Here is a 23,043-nt window from a genome sequence, read left to right on the forward strand (position 1 = left end):
GCGGCAGCGGGCGGCCTTTGGGAAAAAGTACAGTCGGGCCGCTCATACAGTCGCCAATCGGAGCCGTGGCAAGACCTACGAGGTTCGAGGTGGTCGAGTGATGGGCAGTGCAGCAGGGGACCAGGCAGCCGGCGGCGATCCGGCAGCCGGTGGTGGCCGGGCCGGGTTCCTGCCGGTGCTGCTGTCCGCATCGGAGCCCGGCGTGCTGGCCGAGCAGGCCGCGGCCTGGGGGGCCGTGCTGGAGTCCGGGGCGGCCGTGCGGGACGTCGCGTTCTCCGCGGCCACCGGCCGCAGCGGGCTGCGGCACCGCGCCGCGGTGCTGGGCGCGGACCGGGCGGAACTGCTGGCCGGGCTGGCCGGCCTCGGCGGCGCCATGCGCGGGGAAGCCGGGCACGGCGGCTTGGCCTTCGTGTTCTCCGGCCAGGGCGCGCAACGGCTCGGCATGGGCCGGGAGCTGCACCGGTGTTTCCCGGTGTTCACGGCGGCCTTCGACGCGGCTTGCGCGGAACTGGACCGGCACCTCGACCGTCCACTGAAGACCGTCCTGTGGGCCGCGCCCGGCTCCGCGGAGGCGGAGCTGCTCGATCACACCCGCTACACCCAGCCCGCGCTGTTCGCGTTCCAGGTCGCGTTGTTCCGGTTGCTGGAGTCCTGGGGGCTGCGCCCGGACGTGGTGACCGGTCACTCGATCGGCGAGCTGGCCGCCGCACACGTCGGCGGGGTCTGGTCACTGGCCGACGCCGCCCGGCTGGCCGCCCACCGCGGCCGGCTGATGGAAGAACTGCCGGACGGCGGGGCCATGGTCGCCGTGGCGGCCGGCGAGGAGCAGGTCCGCCCGGTGCTGGCCGGGCACGAGCACGAGCTGTGCGTCGGCGCGGTGAACGCGCCGGGCTCGGTGGTGCTCTCCGGCGCGACCGACGCCGTCCTGGCCGCGCAGCGGCAGCTGCGTGAGCGGGGCCACCGCACCCGGAGGCTGGCGGTCAACCGGGCCTTCCACTCCCCGCTGGTGGAGCCCGCCCTGGCTGGGCTGCGGGAGGTCGCCGAATCCTTGACCTACCACGACGTGCGGCTCACCGCGGTGTCCACGCTGACCGGTGCGCAGGTGACCGACGACGACTGGACCAGCCCGGAGTACTGGGTGCGCCAGGCCCGCGGCGCGGTCCGCTTCGCCGGCGCCGTCGGCACCCTGCGCGAGCTCGGCGTGACCGCGGTGCTCGAGCTGAGCGCGGACGCGGTGCTTTCCGCCCAGGCCGCCGAGTCGCTGTCCGGCGCCGGCGTGGCGGTGGCCGCGCTGCGGGCCGGACAGGACGAGGAGCGCGCGCTGGTGACCGCGCTGGCCGAGCTGCACGTGCACGGTGCCGGCCCGGACTGGGCCGCGTTCTTCGCCGATCGCCCCGCCCGCCGGCTGCCGCTGCCCGTCGGCGCACCCGCCCCGGCCGCGGCGGTCGAGACCCCGGTCGCGGTGGACAGCCCGCTGGCCCGCGAACTGACCGGGCTGCCGGCCGCCGACCGGGTGCCGCACCTGGTCGCGCTGGTCGCCCGCGAGGCGGCCGCGCTGCTGGCCGCCGACGGCTCCGGCCCCGAGGGTGACCTGGACCCGGGTCGCGACTTCGCCGACCTCGGCTTCGACTCGCTGCGCGTGGTACGGCTGCGAGACCGGCTGGCCGACGCCACCGGGCTCGCCCTGCCCGCGTCCCTGGCCTTCGACCACCCGACGCCCACCGGGCTGGCCGAGTTCCTCGCCGGCGCCCTGCTCGGCACCGGGAGCGACGAGCGGGCCACGCCCGCGCCGCGGCGGTTCTCCGACGACCCCATCGCCATCGTCGGCATGGCCTGCCGCCTGCCCGCCGGGGTGCGGTCCCCCGAGGACCTCTGGGACTTGGTCGCCGGCGGGATCGACGCCACCACGGAGTTCCCGGCGGACCGCGGCTGGCAGCTCGACGGCGGGCACGCCCGCGGCGGGTTCCTCGAGGACGCCACCGGATTCGACGCCGGCTTCTTCGGCATCGCGCCGCGTGAAGCGCTGGCCATGGACCCGCAGCAGCGGCAGCTGCTCGAGGTGGCGTGGGAAGCGCTGGAACGGGCGGGCATCGATCCGGCCGGGCTGCGCGGCAGCGCCACGGGCGTGTTCGTGGGCACCAACGGCCAGAGTTACGCCGCCGTCGCCGGCAACGCCGCCGAGGACCTCCAGGGCCACACCGGCACCGGCCTGGCCGCCAGCGTGCTGTCCGGCCGGGTGTCCTACACCCTGGGGCTGGAGGGGCCCGCGGTGAGCGTGGACACCGCCTGCTCGTCGTCGCTGGTTTCCCTGCACCTCGCCGCGCAGGCCCTGCGCAACGGGGAGTGCGGCCTGGCGCTGACCGGCGGCGTGACCGTGATGGCCACCCCGCACAAGTTCGGCGAGTTCGCCCGCCAGGGCGGCCTGTCCTCGGACGGCCGCTGCAAGTCCTACGGCGACGACGCCGACGGTGTCGGCTGGGCCGAAGGCGTCGGTGTGCTGGTGGTGGAGCGGCTGTCGGACGCCCGGCGCAATGGTCACGAGGTGCTGGCGGTCGTTCGCGGGTCCGCGGTCAACCAGGATGGTGCGTCCAACGGCTTGACCGCGCCGAACGGTCCGTCGCAGCAGCGGGTGATCCGGCAGGCGCTGGCGTCGGCCGGCTTGTCCCCATCGGACGTCGACGCGGTCGAGGGGCACGGCACCGGCACGAAGCTGGGTGACCCGATCGAAGCCCAGGCGCTGCTCGCGACCTATGGCCAGGATCGGGAAACCCCGCTGTGGCTGGGCTCGTTGAAGTCCAACATCGGGCACGCCCAAGCCGCGGCCGGGGTGGCCGGCGTGATCAAGATGGTCATGGCGATACGGCACGGTGTGCTGCCGCCGACCCTGTACGCCGGCACGCCGTCGTCCCGGGTGGACTGGAACGCGGGTGCCATCCGCCTGCTGACCGAGCGGGTCGGCTGGCCCGCGACCGACCGGCCGCGCCGGGCGGGGGTGTCCTCCTTCGGGATCAGCGGCACCAACGCCCACGTCGTCATCGAAGCACCCGAGCCGGTCGAGCCGGAGCCGGAGCCGGCCGAGGCGCCGGTTCCGTTCGTGCTGTCGGCCAAGACGCCGGACGCGCTGCGGGACCAGGCCGCCGCGCTGGCCGCGCACCTCGACGCGCACGAGCCGAACCCGGTGGACGTGGCCTGGTCCCTGGTGGCCTCCCGGGCGGCGTTCGACCACGCCGCGGTGTTCACCGACCGCGAGTCGCTGCGGGCCGGCCGCCCGGCCGCGACCGGCATCCGCGGCCGCGGCAAGCTCGCGGTGCTGTTCTCGGGCCAGGGCGCGCAGCGGGCGGGGATGGGCCGTGAGCTGTCCGCTCGCTATCCGGTGTTCGCGGCCGCGCTGGACGAGGTACTGTCCACATTGGACATCGATGGCCTGCGTGCCGCGATGGGGACCGGGGACGGCCTGGACCGGACCGAATACACCCAGCCGGCGTTGTTCGCGGTCGAGGTGGCGCTGTACCGGCTGGTCGAGTCATGGGGTGTGAAGCCCGATTACGTGGCCGGGCACAGCGTCGGCGAGATCAGCGCGGCCCACGTTTCGGGTGTGCTGTCGCTGGCTGACGCCGGTGCGCTGGTGGCTGCCCGTGGCCGGTTGATGCAGGCGTTGCCCGCCGGCGGGGCGATGCTGGCGGTGCGGGCTGCCGAGGCCGAGGCGCTGGCGTGGATCGAGGGAACCGACGTCTCGATCGCCGCGGTGAACGGGCCGGACGCGGTGGTGCTGGCCGGGCCGGAAGCGGCGGTGCTGGCGCTCGCGGAGGGCCGGCGGGCCAAGCGGCTGCCGGTGTCGCACGCGTTCCACTCCGGACTCATGGACCCGATGCTGGACGAGTTCGCCGAAGTCGTGCGGGGGCTGGGGTTCCACCCCCCGGAGATCCCGGTGGTCTCCACCCTGACCGGTGAGCCGGCCACCGGGTTCGACGCCGGATATTGGGTCCGGCACGCGCGGGAGACCGTCCGGTTCGCCGACGGGCTGGCCACGCTGCAGGGCCAGGGGGTGCGGACGTTCGTCGAGCTCGGTCCGGATGCGACGTTGACCACGCACGTGGCCGGGTTCGCCGAGGTGGCCGGGATCGCCGTGCTGCGCAAGGGCCACCCCGAGGAGGAGAGTCTCCTGCGGGCGCTGGGGGCGATGCACGTGCGGGGCGTCCGGATCGACTGGGCGGCCTTCTTCGCGCCGTACCGGCCGCGCACGGTCCCGTTGCCCACGTACGCCTTCCAGCACGAGCGCTACTGGCCGACGCCCAAGCCGATCGCCTCGGACGCGTCCGGCCTGGGCCAGCAGACCACCGGGCACCCGGTGCTCGGCGCCGCCGTCACCCTCCCGGACTCCGCCGGCGTGGTGCTGACCGGGGTCCTTTCGGTGCGCACGCACCCGTGGCTGGCCGAGCACCGGCCGGACGGCCGGATCACCTTCCCGGCCAACGCTTTCCCGGAATTGGTGATCCGCGCCGGCGACGAGCTGGGCTGCGGCGCGCTCGGCGAGCTGATCGTGCGATCGCCCCTGGTGCTGTCCGAGCAGGACGCGGTGCAGGTCCAGGTGCACGTGGGCGCGGAGCGGGCCGGGAGCCGCCCGTTCGTGCTGCGCTCCCGCACCGGCGCGGACGACTGGACCGAGCACGCCACCGGCCACCTCGGCCGGCCCGCGGTCCCGGCCGTCACCGGCATGGAGTGGCCGCCCGCCGACGCCGAGCTCGTGACCGCCGCCGGACCCGGTGTCCGCGGCGTCCGGACTCGCGGCTCGGAGGTGTTCGCGGAGGTGGAAGGGCCGGCCGAGGACGGCTGGGGTCTGCATCCCGCGCTGCTGGACAGCGCGCTGCACGCGCTGGCTTCGGGCGGGGCCGCCGGTGGCTTCGCCCACCGCTGGCGCCGCACCACCCTGCACGCCACCGGCGCCACCGTGCTGCGGGTCCGGCTGGCCGGCACCGACCTCGTCGCCGTCGACCCGCACGGCGCACCCGTCCTCACCGCCGAGCTGGACCTGGACCCCGAGCCGGTCCGGCCGGACGCCGACCGCCGGACCCTCTACCGCATCGACTGGCTGCCGACGTCGGCCGCGGCGTCCGCGAGCCGGCCGATCCTGGTCGGCCCCGACCCCTACGATCTCGACGCCGGCCGGCGGGTGCCCGGCCTGGCCGAGATCCGGGACGGCTCGGCGCCGGTGCTGGTCGCGTTCTCCGGTGACGACGCCGACGAGTGCGTCTCCGCGCACGACCTGAGCTGCCGCGCGCTGGCCGTGGCCCAGGAGTGGCTGGCGGAGCCCCGCTTCGGCGGCGCCACGCTGACCGTGGTGCCCGCGGTGTGTGGTCCGGCACGGACGTGGCCGCGTCGGCGGTGTGGGGCCTGGTGCGCTCGGCGCAGTCGGAGCACCCCGGCCGGTTCCGCCTGATCGATCTGGATCCCACTGCGGGTCCGGCCGACCTGGCTGCTGCGCTGGGGTCTGCGGAGCCGCAGTTGCGGGTTGGTGTGGACGACGTGCGGGCCGCCCGGCTGCGGCCGGTCCGTCTGCTGCGGGCGGAGTCCGGGTGGGATCGGGACGGCTCGGTGTTGATCAGTGGTGGGACCGGTGGGCTGGGCCGGGTGCTGGCCCGGCATTTGGCGGGGCAGGGTTTCGGGCACGTCACGCTGGTCAGCCGCTCCGGTCCGGCCGCAGACGGCGTCGACGAGCTGGTGGCGGAGCTGGCCGGGCTGGGCTGCCGGGTGGAGGTCCGGGCTTGTGATGTGGCCGACGCCGAGGCGGTGCGGGAGCTGGTTGACAGTGTTGAGCCGCCGTTGACGGCGGTGGTGAATGCGGCTGGGGTGCTGGATGACGGTGTGATCGGTTCGTTGACCCCCCAACGGATCCACGATGTGCTGCGGGCGAAGGCCGACGCTGCGTGGAACTTGCATCAGGCCACCCTGGGCCGCGACCTGGCCGGGTTCGTGCTGTTCTCCTCGATCGCCGGCAGCCTCGGCGTGGCCGGTCAGGGCAACTACGCCGCCGCCAACACGTTCCTCGACGGCTTGGCGCTGCACCGGCGCGGTCTCGGGCTGCCTGCGGTGTCCGTGGCCTGGGGCGCCTGGTCGCCCGAGGTGGGGATGGCTTCGCGGCTGCGCGACGTCGACATCGCCCGGATGCACCGCGAGGGCCTCCCACCGCTGTCGGTGGAGCTGGGCCTGACCCTGTTCGACACCGCGGTCGCGGCCGAGGACCCGCTGCTGGTCCCGCTGCGCCTCGGCCATTCCGCACTCCGGGCCCGGACCGATCTCACCCCGCTCTGGCACGAGCTGGCCGGCGCCCGGCGCGCCACCGCGGCCACCGGCACCGCCGCCCCGGCCGGTGCCTTCGACGGGCTCAGCCGGGCCCAGGTGCGCGAGCAGGTGCTGACCACCGTGCGCGCGGTCGCCGCCGAGGTGCTCGGCCACGCGTCGGCCGTGGGGGTCGCGGCCGGCCGGGAGTTCCGCGAGCTGGGTTTCGACTCGCTGATGTCGGTGGAGCTGCGCAACCAGCTGGCCGCGGCGACGCAGCTGTCCCTGCCCGTGTCGCTCGTCTACGACTACCCGACGCCCGAGGTGCTGGCCGGGTTCCTGGCGGCGATGCTCCTCGGCGAGCGGGCCGGCACCGCGGTGGCCGAGTCCGGGGACGTCTCCGGTGAGCCGATCGCGATCGTAGGCATGGCCTGCCGGTTCCCGGCCGGGGTGTCCTCCCCGGAGGAGCTGTGGGAGCTGGTCTCGGCCGGCCGAGACGCCATCGGTGACTTCCCCGGCGACCGTGGCTGGGACCTGGCCGCGCTGGCCGGCGACGGCCCCGGCCGCAGCGACACGCAGTACGGCGGGTTCCTGGCCGACGCGGCCGGTTTCGACAACGCGTTCTTCGGGGTGTCGCCCCGCGAGGCGCTGGCCATGGATCCCCAGCAGCGCCAGCTGCTCGAGGTGTCGTGGGAGGCGCTGGAGCGGGCGGGCATCGACCCGGCCGGGCTGCGCGGCAGCGCCACCGGCGTGTTCGTCGGGACGAACGGCCAGAGTTACGGCTCGGTGGTCGAGGGTGCCGAGGAAGACCTGATCGGGCACACGCTCACCGGGGTCTCGGCCAGCGTGCTGTCCGGCCGGGTCGCCTACACCCTCGGTCTGGAAGGGCCGGCGGTGAGTGTGGACACGGCGTGTTCGTCGTCGCTGGTGGCGTTGCACTGGGCGGGGCAGGCGTTGCGGGCGGGGGAGTGTTCGCTGGCACTGGCCGGTGGGGTGACGGTGATGTCGTCGCCGAACGGGTTCGTGAAGTTCACCCGCCAGGGCGGTCTCGCCGCGGACGGCCGGTGCAGGGCGTATGCCGAGGGCGCTGATGGCACGGGCTGGTCGGAGGGTGTCGGTGTGCTGGTGCTGGAGCGGCTGGCGGATGCGCAGCGCCACGGCCACCACGTGCTGGCGGTGGTGCGTGGCAGTGCGGTGAACCAGGATGGCGCGTCGAACGGCTTGACGGCGCCGAATGGCCCTTCGCAGCAGCGGGTGATCCGGCAGGCGCTGGCGTCGGCTGGTCTGTCCACTTCGGACGTCGACGCGGTGGAAGGCCACGGGACCGGGACGAGGCTGGGTGATCCGATCGAGGCGCATGCGTTGCTGGCGACGTATGGTCGGGAGCGGGAGACGCCGTTGTGGTTGGGTTCGGTGAAGTCGAACATCGGCCACACCCAGGCGGCGGCCGGTGTTGCGGGGATCATCAAGATGGTGGTGGCGATGCGCCACGGTGTGCTGCCGCCGAGTTTGCATGTCGATGCCCCGTCGACACAGGTGGATTGGTCCGCCGGTGCGGTGCGGGTGTTGACCGAGGCGACGCCGTGGCCGGAGGCTGATCGGCCGCGTCGGTTCGCGGTGTCGTCGTTCGGGATCAGCGGCACCAATGCGCACACCATCATCGAGGCCCCCGAACCGGTCCCACCGGTCGAGGTGGCCGAGCGGGACGTGCTGGTGCCGTGGGTGCTCTCGGCGAAGTCGCCCGAAGCGGTGCGGGCACAGGCCCGCCGGCTGGCCGGAGAACTGTCCGAAAGCGACGCAGTCGATGTCGGCTGGTCGCTGGCCACCACCCGGACGGCGTTCGACCACCGGGCCGTGGTGCTCGCCGCGGACCGGGAATCCGGCGTCGCCGCCTTGCGCCGGCTGGGCGAAGTGGGGGAACGAACGCACGGCAAGTTCGCGGTGTTGTTCTCGGGCCAGGGGGCGCAGCGGGCGGGGATGGGTCGTGAGTTGTATGCCCGGTATCCGGTGTTCGCCGCCGCGCTGGACGAGGTGGTGGAACAGCTGGGGATCGAGGGTTTGCGGGAGGTGATGTGGTCTGGGGATGGTCTGGACGAGACGCGGTTCACGCAGCCGGCGTTGTTCGCGGTGGAAACGGCGTTGTTCCGGTTGGTGGTGTCGTGGGGTGTCCGGCCGGATTTTGTGGCTGGGCACAGTGTTGGTGAGGTCACGGCGGCGCATGTGGCTGGTGTGTTGTCGCTGGCTGATGCGTGTGCGCTTGTCGAGGCGCGGGGCCGGTTGATGCAGGGCCTGCCGGCTGGTGGGGCGATGCTGGCGGTGCAGGCCACCGAAGCCGAGGCTCTGGCGTGGATCGAGGGCACGGATGTGTCGATTGCCGCGGTCAACGGTCCGGACGCCGTGGTGTTGTCGGGGCCGGCGGAGTCGATCGACGCCATCGAGGCCGGGCGCGCGAAGCGGTTGCCGGTCAGCCACGCGTTCCACTCCGGCCTCATGGAGCCGATGCTGGCGGAATTCGCCCGAGCTCTGGACGGCATCACGTTCAACGAACCCACGATCCCCGTGGTGTCCAATGTGACCGGTGGGTGCACCGGCCCGGGCAGCGTCGGCTACTGGGTGCGGCACGTCCGGGACACGGTTCGCTTCGCCGATGGGCTGAACACCCTCCACGGCGAGGGCGTCCGGACGTTCCTGGAACTGGGCCCGGACGCCACGCTGACCACGCACGTGGCCGCGCTGACCGGCGTGACCGGGATTCCCGCGCTGCGCAAGGACAAGCCCGAGGACGAGTGCCTGCTCCGGGCCTTGGGTGCGGCGTACGTGCAGGGCGTCGCTGTCGATTGGGACGCCTTCTTCGCCCCCCTCGAACCGCGGCGGGTCGACCTGCCCCCCTACGCCTTCCAGCACGAGCAGTACTGGCCCACTCCGCGCGCCACAGGCGACGCCGCCGGGCACGGCTTGGAGGCCACCGGCCACCCCCTGATCAGCGCGCTGGTGCCGATGGCCGACGACACCGGCCTGGTCCTCACCGGGCGGCTGTCGCTGCGCACCCACCCCTGGCTGGCCGACCACGCCGTCGGCGGGCAGGTGCTGTTCCCCGGCACCGGCTTCGTCGAACTGGCCACCCGCGCCGGGGTCGAGACAGGCCTGGGCCGGATCGAAGAGCTGACCCTGCTGGTCCCGCTGGTCATCCCCGAGCGGGAGGCCGTGCAGATCCAGGTCCGGGTGAACGGCGATGGCGCGCTGGCCGTCCACGCCCGCCTCGAGGGCGGCGACTGGACCCGGCACGCCACCGGCGAGCTCACCACCGCGCCCCCCGCCGAGCCGGTCGGCGGGTTCGAAGCCTGGCCGCCACCGGGCGCGGAGCCGATCGACGTGACCGGCTGCTACCGCGGCTTCGCCGCCTCCGGCTACGGCTACGGCCCGGTGTTCCAGGGCCTGACCGCGGTGTGGCGACGGGGCGGTGAGTACTTCACCGAGGTCGAGCTGCCGGAGCAGGCCGTGGCCGCCGCGGCCCGGTTCGACTTGCACCCGGCCCTGCTGGACGCCGTGCTGCACACCCTGCTGGTGGCTCGCCCGGTCGGGGACGAGCAGCGGCTGCCGTTCGCCTGGCAGGGCGTGACCGTGCACGCGGCCGGCGCCACCCGGCTGCGGGTCCGGCTGGCCGACCTCGGTGGCGACGCCATGGCCATCACCGCCGTGGACGGCACGGGCCGCCCGGTCATCACCATCGACTCCCTGCGCGATCGTGTGGTCGGCAGCGCCCCGCCGGCCCGGCACCGCGGCGCGCTGCACACGATCCGCTGGACCCCGGCCGGCTCGACCGACGCCCCGCTGCCCGACGTCGCCCTGGTCGGCGCGGACTCGTTCGGCGTGCGGGACGCCCTCGACCGCGTCGGCGTGCCGGTCCGGCAGGTCTTCGAGCTGCCGGACCTGACCACGCGGGACGGTGCCGCCGTCCCCGCGCCCGGCCTGGTGCTGGCCCCGCTGAGCGTGCCGGACGACGTCGTCGGCGTACCCGCCGCGACCCACGCGGTCAGCACCGTCGCGCTCGGGCTGATCCAGCAGTGGCTGGCCGACGACGCGTTCACCCGTTCCCGGCTGGTCTTCGTGACCCGGGGAGCCCAGTCGCCGTCCGGGGTGAACGGGGTGGTCGCCGCCCCGGTGTGGGGCCTCGTGCGGGCCGCGCTCACCGAAAACCCGGACCGCTTCGCGCTGGTGGACCTGGATCCGGCCGCCGAGGCCGACGGGGCCGTGCTGGCCGGAGCGCTGGCCGGCGGCGAGCCCGAGGTGCTCGTCCGCGACGGCCGGGTGCTGACCGGCGCCCTCGTCGCCGCCGACACCGGCCTCGCCGTGCCGGAAGGCACCGGAACCTGGCGGCTGGGCCTGGTCGAGCAGGGCAGCCTGGACGGCCTGGGCCTGGTGCCGTGCGAGCTGCCCGAACCGCGCGGGCGAGAGGTGCGGATCGAGGTCCACGCGGCCGGCCTGAACTTCCGGGACGTGCTCAACACGCTGGGCATGTACCCGGGCGAGGTGCCGCTGCTCGGCGCCGAGGCGATGGGCGTGGTCACCGCGACCGGGCCCGGAGCCACCGACCTGCGGGTCGGTGACCGGGTGATGGGGCGGGTCACCGGCGGCTTCGGCCCGGCCGCCGTCGTGGACGAGCGGTTCCTGACCGTCGTGCCGGAACGGTGGTCGGACGAGGAGGCCGCCGGCGCGCCGGTCGCGTTCCTCACCGCGCTGTACGGCCTGATCGACGTGGCCGCCGTCCGGCCCGGTGACCGGGTGCTGATCCACGCCGGCGCCGGCGGCGTCGGCATGGCCGCGATCCAGGTCGCGCAGTGGCTGGGGGCGGAGGTGTTCGCCACGGCCGGCGAGCCGAAGTGGCCGGTGCTGCGCGAGCTCGGCGTCGCCGCCGACCACATCGCGTCCTCCCGTGCCCTGGACTTCGAGGAGAACTTCCGCGCGGTGTCCGGCGGCCACGGCATGGACGTGGTGCTGAACTCGCTCGCGGGCGAGTTCCTGAACGCCTCGGTGCGGCTGCTGGCCGAGGGCGGCCGGTTCGCCGAAATGGGCAAGACCGACCCGCGCACCGACATCCCGGGCTACCGCGCCTTCGACATCGCGGAAGCCGGGCCGGACCGGACCCGCGAACTGCTGAGCCGGCTCACCGAGCTGGTCGCCGACGGCACCCTCCGCGCCCTGCCGGCTCGCGCGTTCGACGTGCGCCGGGCCGCCGACGCGATGCGGATGATGAGCCAGGCCAAGCACGTCGGCAAGCTCGTGCTGACCCTGCCGCGGGCCTGGGACCGCGACCTGCCGGTGCTGATCACCGGCGGCACCGGCGGCCTCGGCCGGCTCCTGGCCCGGCACCTGGCCGGGCAGGGCTTCCGGCACCTGGTGCTCAGCTCGCGCCGCGGCCCCCGTGCCGAGGGCATCGACGAGCTGGTGACCGACCTGGCCGCCGCGGGCGCCCGGGTGGACCTGCGGACCTGCGACCTGACCGATCCGGTCGCGACCACCAGCCTGGTCACCGCGTACCCGGCGCTGGCCGGCATCGTGCACGCGGCCGGGGTGCTGGACGACGGGCTGGTCGAATCGCTCACCGCCGACCGGCTCGGCCGGGTGCTGGCGGCCAAGGCCGACAGCGCCTGGTACCTGCACGAGGCCACCCGCCACCGGCGGGTCGGCGGGTTCGTGGCGTTCTCCTCCGTCGCCGGGATCTTCGGGTCCGCCGGGCAGGGCAACTACGCCGCCGGCAACACCTTCCTGGACGGTCTGCTGGCCTACCGCCGCTCGCTGGGCCTGCCCGGTGTGTCGATCGCCTGGGGCGCCTGGGAACCGGCGGGCGGGATGACCGCCACACTGTCCGAACAGGACATGAGCCGGATGCGCCGCAAGGGCCTGCCGCCGCTGCGGGCCGAAGACGGCCTCGCCCTGTTCGACCGGGCCGTCCGGGCGGTCGAACCGCTCGTGGTCGCCGTCGACGTCGATCCCCGCCAGCTGGCCGCCCGCGACGCCCTGCCGCACCTGCTGCGCGGGCTGGCCGGCCCGAAGCGCGTGACGCTGCGCCGGGCCGGCCCGGGCGACGCCACCGCGGCCGAGCCGGGCGGCTGGGCCGCCGAACTGGCCGGCCGGAGCGACACCCAGCGCCGGCAGGACACCCTGGCCCTGGTCCAGGCCCAGGCCGCCCTGGTGCTCGGGCACGCGGACGCCGGAGTCATCCGCCCGGACCGGGAGTTCCGCGAACTGGGCTTCGATTCGCTGACCGCGGTCGAGCTGCGCAACCGGCTCGGTCAGGCCACCGGCCTCCGGCTGTCCGCCACCCTCGTGTTCGACCACCCCACGCCGGAGCAGCTGGCCGGGCACCTGCTCGAGCGGGTCGAGCCGGCCACGGCCCCCGTCGCCGCCCCGGCGGCGGAGGTTTCCGCCGCCCCGGACGACGACCCGATCGCGATCGTCGGGATGGCCTGCCGCTTCCCGGACGGGATCGACACGCCGGAGCGGCTGTGGGAGGTCGTGGCCGGCGGCCGGGACACCATCACGCCGTTCCCCGAGGACCGAGGCTGGGACCTGGACGCCTTGGGCGCCGACGCCCCGGACGCCCCCGGCCGCAGTGCCACCCGGTTCGGCAGCTTCCTGCGCGACGCCGGCGGGTTCGACGCCGAGTTCTTCGGCATCGCCCCGCGCGAGGCGCTGGCGATGGACCCGAAGCAGCGGCTGGTGCTGGAAACCTCCTGGGAGGCGCTGGAGCGCTCCGGGATCAACCCCGCCGGCCTGCGCGGCAGCCGGGCCGGGGTCTTCCTCGGCGCGTCCAGCAGCGACTACCCGGGCATGCTGACCGGCCACCCGGACACCCGGGGGCTGCGGATGACCGGCACCATCCCCAGCGTGCTGTCCGGCCGCGTGGCCTACACGCTCGGCGTGGAGGGCCCGGCGGTCACGGTCGACACGGCCTGTTCGTCCTCGCTGGTGGCTCTGCACCTGGCGGCGCAGGCGCTGCGCAACGGGGAATGTTCGCTGGCGTTGGCCGGTGGCGCGACCGTCATGGCCGGACCGACGCTGTTCGTGGAGTTCTCCAAGCAGGGCGGCCTGGCCGAGGACGGCCGGTGCAAGGCCTACGCCGAAGGCGCGGACGGCACCGGCTGGGCCGAAGGGGTCGGCGTGCTGGTCGTGGAGCGGTTGTCGGACGCCCGCCGCCACGGGCACCAGGTCCTGGCCCTGCTGCGCGGCAGCGCGGTCAACTCCGACGGCGCGTCCAACGGCCTGACCGCGCCCAGCGGTCCCGCCCAGCAGCGGGTGATCCGGCAGGCACTGGCCGCCGCGCGCCTGGCTCCGTCCGATGTGGACGCCGTGGAAGGGCACGGCACCGGCACGAAGCTGGGTGACCCGATCGAGGCCCACGCCCTGCTGGCCACGTACGGCCAGGACCGGGAAACCCCGCTGTGGCTCGGTTCCGTCAAGTCCAACATCGGGCACACGCAGGCCGCGGCCGGCGTGGCCGGGGTGATGAAGATGGTGCTGGCCATGCGCCACGGCGTCCTGCCGAAGACGCTGCACGTCGGCCGGCCCTCCGGCCACGTCGACTGGACCGCGGGCGCGGTCAGCGTGCTCACCGAGAACGTCGGCTGGCCCGAAGGCGGCCGCCCGCGCCGGGCGGGCGTCTCCTCCTTCGGGATCAGCGGCACCAACGCCCACGTCATCCTCGAGCAGCCGGAACCCGAGGCCGCGCCGCCGGTGTCCCGGCCCGGCGTCGTGCTGCCCTGGGTGCTGTCGGCCAAGTCGCCCGAGGCGCTGCAGGCCCAGGGCGCCGCACTGGCCGGGTTCGCGACCGGGGCCGACCCGGTGGACGTGACCTGGTCCCTGTTGACCGCCCGGGCCGGCTTCGACCACCGGGCCGCCTACGCCGACCACGAGTCGCTGCTGGCGGGCCGCCCGCTGGTGCAGTGTGAGCGGCCCGACGGCCGGCTGGCCGTCGTGTTCTCCGGCCAGGGCGCGCAGCGCGCCGGGATGGGCCGGGAACTGCACGCCCGCTTCCCGGTGTTCGCGCGTGCTCTCGACGAAGTGCTGGCCGAGCTGGCCGAGCAGGGTCTGACGGACCTGCGCGAAGTGATGTGGTCCGGCACGAACCTGGAGCAGACCCGCTACACCCAGCCGGCCCTGTTCGCCGTCGAGGTCGCGTTGTTCCGGCTGGTCGAGTCGTGGGGCGTCCACCCCGACTTCGTGGCCGGGCACAGCATCGGCGAAATCACCGCCGCCTTCGTGGCCGGGCTGTTCTCCCTGCCGGACGCCTGCGCCCTGGTCGCTGCGCGCGGCCGGCTGATGCAGACGTTGCCGGCCGGGGGCGCGATGCTCGCGGTGCAGGCCACCGAGGAGCAGGCCCGCCGGTGGCTCGCCGGCCACGAGGACCGGGCGTCGCTGGCCGCGGTCAACGGCCCCGCCGCGGTGGTCCTGGCCGGCGCCGAGGACGCCATCGCCGCGATCGAACGGCAGGCCGAGGGCCACCGCCGAACCCGGCTGGCCGTCTCCCACGCGTTCCATTCGCCGCTGATGGAACCCATGCTCGCCCAGTTCGCGCACGCGCTGGACGGCATCGCCTTCCACCCGCTGCGCATCCCGGTCGCCGCCGGCCTCGCCGGCCGCCCGGCCGGGGACGAGCTGGCCGACATCGGCTACTGGGTGCGGCACGTCCGGGAAACCGTCCGGTTCGCCGACACCGTGGGCGCCCTGCACGACGACGGCGTCGGCACGTTCCTCGAACTGGGGCCGGACGCCACGCTCACCACACACCTGGCCGCGCGCGACGGCGTGGCCGCGATCCCGGCGCTGCGCCGCGATCGCGGCGAGGAGGAGTGCCTGGTGCACGCGCTGGCCGCGCTGCACGTGCGGGGCGTGCCGGTCGACTGGACCGCGTTCTACGCGCCGCTGAAGCCGAAGGTCGTCGACCTGCCCACCTACCCGTTCCGGCGCCGGCGGTTCTGGCCGGAGCCGGTCACCGGCACCGGCGATGCCTCCGGCCTGGGCCAGCAGGCGATCGGGCACCCGCTGGTCGCGGCCGCGGTGGTGTTGCCGTCGAAGTCCGGCGTGCTGCTCACCGGCCGGTTGTCCGCGCGCACCCACCCGTGGCCGCCGGACGGGGTGGTGCCCGGCGCGGCGCTGCTCGACCTGGTGATCCGGGCCGGGGACGAGGTCGGCTGCGGGCACCTGGCCGAGCTGGACCTGGGGGCGCCGCTGGTGCTGCCCGGACGCGACGCGCTCGCGGTGCAGGTCCGGGTGGGCGAGGACGACGGCGGTCGACGCGCCGTCACCGTGCACTCGCGTCCGGCCGCCGCGCCGGACGTGCCGTGGACCGAGCACGCCACCGGGTTCCTGACGGCGAGCGGGCCCACCCCCGCCGTCGCGGTGGCGTGGCCGCCGGCCGAAGCCGAACTGCTGGACGTGCCCGGCCTGACCGGAGCCTGGCGGCGGGGCGCGGAACTGTTCCTCGCGGCCGAGGTCGCCGAGCCCGGCGGGTACGGCCTGCACCCGGCGCTGCTGGAGGCCGTGCTGTCGCCGGCGGTGCTGGCCGAGGCCGGCGTGACCGGGGTACCGCGTTCGTGGGCCGGGGTGACGCTGCGGGCGGCCGGTGCCACCGTGCTGCGCGTCCGGCTGGTCGTGGCGGGCGAAACCGCGTCGCTCACCGCGGTCGACACGGCCGGTGAGCCGGTGCTGACCGCCGAGCGGATCCGGTTCGGGGAGCCGGCCGGGATCGACGCGGCTGCCGAGACCCTGTACCGGGTGGAGTGGCTGCCCGCCACGGCCACCGCGGACACCCCCGGCCGGACCGTGCTGCTGGGCACCGACCCGTTCGGGCCGGCCGAGGGCTTCGGCTCGATCGAAACCCTCGCGGACCTGACCGGGGACGAACAGCGGGTGCTGGCCGCATTGGCCGGCGAAGGCTCCGCCCACCGGGCCGCGGTCCGCGCGCTGGCGCTGGTCCAGGAGTGGCTGGCCGAACCGCGCTGCGGTGCGGTGGAGCTGGTCGTGCTGACCCGGGGCGTCTGGTCCGGCACGGACCTGGCCGCGGCCACGGTGTGGGGCCTGGTGCGCTCGGCGCAGTCGGAGAACCCCGGCCGCATCCGCCTGATCGATCTGGACCCCACCGCGGGTCCGGGCGACCTGACCGCCGCGTTGGCTTCGGCCGAGCCGCAGTTGCGGGTTGGTGCGGGTGAGGTGCGGGCGGCTCGCTTGCGGCCGGTCCGTCTGCTGCGGGCGGAGTCCGGGTGGGATCGGGACGGCTCGGTGTTGATCAGTGGTGGGACCGGTGGGCTGGGCCGGGTGCTGGCCCGGCATTTGGCGGGGCAGGGTTTCGGGCACGTCACGCTGGTCAGCCGCTCCGGTCCGGCCGCAGACGGCGTCGACGAGCTGGTGGCGGAGCTGGCCGGGCTGGGCTGCCGGGTGGAGGTCCGGGCTTGTGATGTGGCCGACGCCGAGGCGGTGCGGGAGCTGGTCGGCAGTGTTGAGCCGCCGTTGACGGCGGTGGTGAATGCGGCCGGGGTGCTGGATGACGGTGTGATCGGTTCGTTGACCCCCCAACGGATCCACGATGTGCTGCGGGCGAAGGCCGATGCCGCGTGGAACTTGCATCAGGCCACCCTGGGCCATGACCTGGCCGGGTTCGTGCTGTTCTCTTCCGTGGCCGGCACGCTGGGTTCCGCCGGTCAGGGCAACTACGCCGCCGCCAACACGTTCCTCGACGGTCTCGCGCTGCTCCGCCACGGTCAGGGGCTGCCCGCGGTCGCCGTCGCCTGGGGTGCCTGGTCGCCCGAGGCCGGCATGGCCTCCCGGCTGCGTGCCGCCGACCTCACCCGGATGCGCCGCGACGGCTTGCCGCCGCTCAGCCTGGCGGACGGCCTGGCCCTCTTCGACGCGGCGGTGTCCGCGCCGGACGCCCTGCTGCTGGCGCTGCGTCCGGACCACACCGTGCTGAGGGCCCGGACCGGCCTGGCCCCGCTCTGGCACGAGCTGGTCCCGGCCCGCCGTGCCGCCGCCGGCGCGCTCCGGCCGGTCGCCGGGGGCTTCGCCGCCGAGCTCGCCGAGCTGACCCGCGCCCAGGCCCGGGACCGGGTGCTGGCCGACGTCCGCGCGGTCGCCGCCGAGGTGCTCGGCCACGCGTCGGCCGTGGAGGTCGCGGCCGGCCGGGAGTTCCGCGAGCTGGGTTTCGACTCGCTGATGTCGGTGGAGCTGCGCAACCGGCTGGGCACGACCACCGGGCTGTCGCTGCCGGTGTCGCTCGTCTACGACTACCCGACACCCGAGGTGCTGACCGGATTCCTGCTGACCACGCTGCTGGGCGAGAGCCGGCCGGAGGCGCCCGCGGTGGAGACCCGGGACGTGTCCGGTGAGCCGATCGCGATCGTCGGCATGGCCTGCCGGTTCCCGGCCGGGGTGTCCTCCCCGGAGGACCTGTGGCGGCTGGTGATCGGCGGCGAGGACGCCGTGCGGCCCTTCCCGGAGGACCGCGGCTGGGACCTGGCCGCGCTGGCCGGCGACGGCCCCGGCCGTAGCGACACGCAGTACGGCGGGTTCCTGGCCGACGCGGCCGGTTTCGACAATGCCTTCTTCGGGGTGTCGCCCCGCGAGGCGCTGGCCATGGATCCCCAGCAACGCCAGCTGCTGGAGACGTCGTGGGAGGCGCTGGAGCGGGCCGGGATCGACCCGGCCGGCTTGCGCGGCAGCGCCACCGGCGTGTTCGTGGGCACCAACGGCCAGAGCTACGCCGCTGTGGTCGACGGGGCCGAGGAAGATCTGGCCGGGCACTCCTTGACCGGGGTTTCGGCCAGTGTGTTGTCCGGCCGGGTGTCGTACTTGCTGGGTCTGGAAGGGCCGGCGGTGAGTGTGGACACGGCGTGTTCGTCGTCGCTGGTGGCGTTGCACTGGGCGGGGCAGGCGTTGCGGGCGGGGGAGTGTTCGCTGGCACTGGCCGGCGGCGTCACCGTGATGGCCTCGGCCAACGGGTTCGTGAAGTTCACGCGCCAGGGCGGTCTCGCTCCGGACGGCCGGTGCAAGGCGTATGCCGAGGGCGCTGATGGCACGGGCTGGTCGGAGGGTGTCGGTGTGCTGGTGCTGGAACGGCTTTCCGACGCCCAGCGCAACGGTCATGAGGTGCTGGCGGTCGTCCGGGGTTCGGCGGTGAACCAGGATGGCGCGTCGAATGGCCTGACGGCGCCGAATGGTCCTTCGCAGCAGCGGGTGATCCGGCAGGCGCTGGCGTCGGCTGGTTTGTCCACTTCGGACGTCGACGCGGTCGAGGGGCATGGGACCGGGACGAGGCTGGGTGATCCGATCGAGGCGCATGCGTTGCTGGCGACGTATGGTCGGGAGCGGGAGACGCCGTTGTGGTTGGGTTCGGTGAAGTCGAACATCGGGCATACGCAGGCGGCGGCTGGTGTTGCGGGGATCATCAAGATGGTGTTGGCGATGCGCCACGGGATGTTGCCGCCGAGCTTGCACGTGGACACGCCCTCGTCGCAGGTCGATTGGTCCGCTGGTGCGGTGCGGGTGTTGACCGAGGCGACGCCGTGGCCGGAGACCGATCGGCCGCGCCGGTTCGCGGTGTCCTCCTTCGGGATCAGCGGCACCAACGCGCACACCATCATCGAGGCAGCGGACCCGGTCACGCCGGCTGAGCGGGAACCGCGGGACGTGCTGGTGCCGTGGGTGCTTTCGGCCAAGACCGCCGACGCGCTCCCGGCGCAGGCCGCGCAGCTGGCCGACCGTCTCCCGGACGGCGGCACCGTGGACATCGGCTGGTCGCTGGCCACCACCCGGACGGCGTTCGACCACCGGGCCGTGGTGCTCGCCGCGGACCGGGAATCCGGCCGCGCCGCCTTGCGCGAGCTGAGCGACGCCGGAACCGGCGACGGCCGCCTGGCCATCCTGTTCTCGGGCCAGGGTGCGCAGCGGGCGGGGATGGGTTGTGAGTTGTATGCCCGGTATCCGGTGTTCGCCAGCGCGCTGGACGAGGTGGTGGAACAGCTGGGGATCGAGGGTTTGCGGGAGGTGATGTGGTCTGGGGATGGTCTGGACGAGACGCGGTTTACGCAGCCGGCGTTGTTCGCGGTGGAGACGGCGTTGTTCCGGTTGGTGGTGTCGTGGGGTGTCCGGCCGGATTTTGTGGCTGGGCACAGTGTTGGTGAGATCACGGCGGCGCATGTGGCTGGTGTGTTGTCGCTGGCTGATGCGTGTGCGCTTGTCGAGGCGCGGGGCCGGTTGATGCAGGCGTTGCCGTCGGGTGGGGCGATGCTGGCGGTGCAGGCCACCGAGGAAGAAGCGCGGCAGTGGACCGAGGTGTCGATTGCGGCGGTCAACGGCCCGAACGCGGTCGTGCTGTCCGGCACGGAAGAGGCGATCAGCGCGATCAGGGCGGACCGGGCCAAGCGGCTGCCGGTGTCGCACGCGTTCCACTCCAGCCTGATGGAGCCCATGCTGGACGAATTCGCCCGAGCTCTGGACGGCATCACGTTCCGAGCGCCCGAGATTCCGGTCGTCTCGAACCTGACCGGCGACCTGGTGACCGAGTTCGGCAGCGGCTACTGGGTCCGGCACGTCCGGGACACCGTCCGCTTCGCTGACACGCTCGAAACCCTGTACACCAACGGAATCCGCACGTTCCTGGAACTGGGCCCGGACGCCACGCTGACCACGCACGTGGCCGCGCTGACGGGCGTGACCGGGATTCCCGCGCTGCGCAAGGACAAGCCCGAGGGCGAGTGCCTGCTCCGGGCCTTGGGTGCGGCGTACGTGCAGGGCGTCGCCGTCGATTGGGACGCCTTCTTCGCCCCCCTCGAACCGCGGCGGGTCGACCTGCCCACCTACGCCTTCCGGCACCGGCGCTTCTGGCCCACGCCGGGCGTGGCCGGCGCGGACGCCACCGGGCACCCGCTGCTCACCGCCGTGACCGCCCGCGCGGGCGTGACCGAGGGCGGTTCGGACGTGGCCCTGACCGGACGGCTGTCCGTGCGAACCCACCCCTGGCTGGCCGATCACGTCGTCGGCGACCGGATCCTGTTCCCCGGCACCGGGTTCGTCGAACTGGCGATCCGCGCCGGCGACGAGGCCGGCTGCGGCCGGATCGAAGACCTGACGCTGCTGGCCCCGCTGGTCATCCCCGAGCGGGACGCTGTGCAGGTCCAGGTCTGGGTGGCCGAGCCGGACGCGACGGGCCTGCGCGCACTGGACATCCACGCCCGCCCGGACGGCGGCGACTGGACCCGGCACGCCACCGGAACGCTGGCTCCGGTGGCGACGCCGCCGGACGACGGATTCACGACCTGGCCGCCCCCGGGAGCCACCCCGGCCGACATCACCGGGTTCTACCCGGGGCTGGCCGTCCTCGGCCTGCACTACGGCCCGGTGTTCCAGGGCGTGCGGGCGGTCTGGCGGGGCGCCGACGGCGACTGGTTCGCCGAGGTCGAGCTGCCCGAGGACGCCCACCAGGGCGGCCTGGGCCTGCACCCGGCCCTGCTGGACGCCGCCCTGCACGCCATCCGCTTCGTGCGTTCCGAGGACCGCGCCCAGGACGAGGGACCGGCCTTGCCGTTCGCTTGGCGCGACGTCGACCTGTACGCGCACGGCGCCGGCACGCTGCGGGTCCGGCTGCACCGGGCCGAGGACGAGTCCGTGCGGCTGACCGCGGTCGACGCCACCGGAGCGCCGGTGATCACGGTCGGCGCGCTGGCTCTGCGCGCCCTCCCGGCCGAGACCGCGACGAACACCCGGGACGGCCTGTTCGGCATCGACTGGGCGCCGGTCACCGCCACCACGTCCACCACCGAGACCACCGAGGTCGCCGTGGTCGGCACCGATCCCTGGCAGGTCGCGGACGCGCTGCGCGACCACGGCGTCGACGTGCGCACGGCACCCGGCCTGACCGCGCTGGGCACCCCGCCCGCGGTGGTGCTGGTCAGCGTGGACGCTGCGGGAGAGCTGCCGCAGGCCGCGCACACGGCCGCCGACCGGGCGCTCGAGCTGGCCCGGGAGTGGCTGGCGGTGACCGACGCCGGGTCCGCGTCCCGGCTGGTGCTGCTGACCCGCGGCGCCCACGCGGACCAGCCGGCCGCGGCTCCGGTCTGGGGCCTGGTGCGCAGCGCCCGGTCCGAGCACCCCGGCCGTTTCGGTCTGGTGGACCTGGACGCCGGCGACCTCGACCCGGCCGCGCTGGCCCGGGCCGTGGCCGGCGAGGACAGCGAAGCCCTGATCCGGGACGGCCGGGTACTGGCCGGCCGGTTCGTCCGCGCGACCACCGCCGTTCCCGAGGCGGCGGTGGCCGGGGAAGCCGAGCGGCCGGTGCCGGTCGATGGGTTCGGCGGCGAGACCGTGGCTGGGCCAGGGCACGTGGCGGCCGGGAACCGCGAGCGCCCAGTGCCGGCTGACGCGGCCTGGGACCCCGAGCGGCCAGTGCTGATCACCGGCGGGACGGGCGGTCTCGGCCGGTTGCTGGCCCGGCACCTGGCCGGGCGGGGATTCCGGCACCTGGTGCTGACCTCCCGCCGCGGGCCGGCGGCGGAGGGCATCGGTGAGCTCGTCGCCGAGCTGGCGGCCGCCGGGACCCGGGCGCAGGTGCTCGCCTGCGACCTCACCGATCCCGCGGCCACCGCCGACCTGGTCGCCCGCTGCGGCGAGCTGACCGCCGTGGTGCACGCGGCCGGCGTGCTGGACGACGGCCTCGTCACCTCACTCACCCCGGAACGCCTGCGACCCGTGCTGGCGGCCAAGGTCGACGCGGCCTGGCACCTGCACGAGGCGACCCGGCACCTGCCGCTGGCCGGGTTCGTCACCTTCTCGTCGCTGGCCGGCGTGCTGGGCGGCCGCGGCCAGGGCAACTACGCGGCCGGCAACACCTTCCTCGACGCGCTGGCCGCCCACCGCCGCGCCCAGGGCCTGCCGGGGCAGTCCATCGCCTGGGGTTCCTGGGAGCCGGCCGGCGGCATGACGGCCACGTTGTCGGCCAACGACCTGGACCGGATGCGCCGGTCCGGCTTCCCGCCGCTGCCCGCCGCGACCGGCCTGGCTCTCTTCGACGCCGCCCGGGCCGTCGATCGCGCCCTGCTGGTGGCGACCGGGTTCGACGCGGCCGCCCTGCGGGCCCGGGACGAGCTGCCGGAGGTGCTGCGCGGGCTCGTCCGCGTGCCGCAGCGCCGGGCCGCGGTCCGGGGCTCCCAGCCGGTGGCCGCGCTGGGCGACCGGCTGGCCGGCCTGTCGCCCAGTGAGCAGCAGGACACGGTGCTGGGTGCGGTGCGCACCCAGGTCGCCCGGGTGCTCGGACACGGCGACGCCGGGTCCGTCGGGGCCACGCAGAGCTTCAAGGACCTCGGGTTCGACTCGCTGACCGCCGTCGAGCTGCGCAACGGCCTCACCACGGCCACCGGGCTCAAGCTGCCGGCCACCCTGGTCTTCGACTACCCGACGACGTCGCTGCTGGCCGAGTACCTGATGGGCAAGCTGGCGCCGGTGAGCCGGGCCGCGGGCGGGTCCCTGGTGGACGAGCTCGACCGGCTGGAAGCCCTCCTCGACCCGAAGACCGCGAAGGGCCGGGACGGCGAGCGGATCCTGCACCGACTGGAAAGCCTGACCGCACGAGTCCGGCAATTGTCCTACTCCCAACCGGCCAAGAATGAAGGCCGGACCGATGACGACCTCAGCAGCGTCTCCGTGGACGAGCTGTTCTCGATCATCGATCAGGGTTTCGGTTCCGGACAGGACTGAACGGTTTCGCCGGCACGGTTGGGG

At 74.6% G+C, this 23,043-nt stretch carries 2 protein-coding genes; both read left to right on the forward strand.

The features are described 5' to 3' along the window. The first annotated feature begins 100 nt into the window (after nt 1-100). Nucleotides 101-5,437, forward strand: a complete 5,337-nt coding sequence (locus A3CE_RS55875; RefSeq protein ID WP_026468008.1) for a type I polyketide synthase — start codon at nt 101-103, stop codon at nt 5,435-5,437. Further along, nucleotides 5,350-23,019, forward strand: coding sequence for a type I polyketide synthase (locus A3CE_RS55880; protein WP_020638039.1), 17,670 nt, complete (start codon nt 5,350-5,352; stop codon nt 23,017-23,019). The genes A3CE_RS55875 and A3CE_RS55880 overlap by 88 nt, the downstream gene beginning before the upstream one ends. The last annotated feature ends 24 nt before the right edge of the window (nt 23,020-23,043 follow it).

The organism is Amycolatopsis balhimycina FH 1894 (genome assembly GCF_000384295.1).
Taxonomy (GTDB): Bacteria; Actinomycetota; Actinomycetes; order Mycobacteriales; family Pseudonocardiaceae; genus Amycolatopsis; species Amycolatopsis balhimycina.

Bases quoted from the DNA above. Each gene is read 5' to 3' on its own strand.
- A3CE_RS55875 (WP_026468008.1), top strand. From the start codon at position 101: ATGGGCAGTGCAGCAGGGGACCAGGCAGCCGGCGGCGATCCGGCAGCC.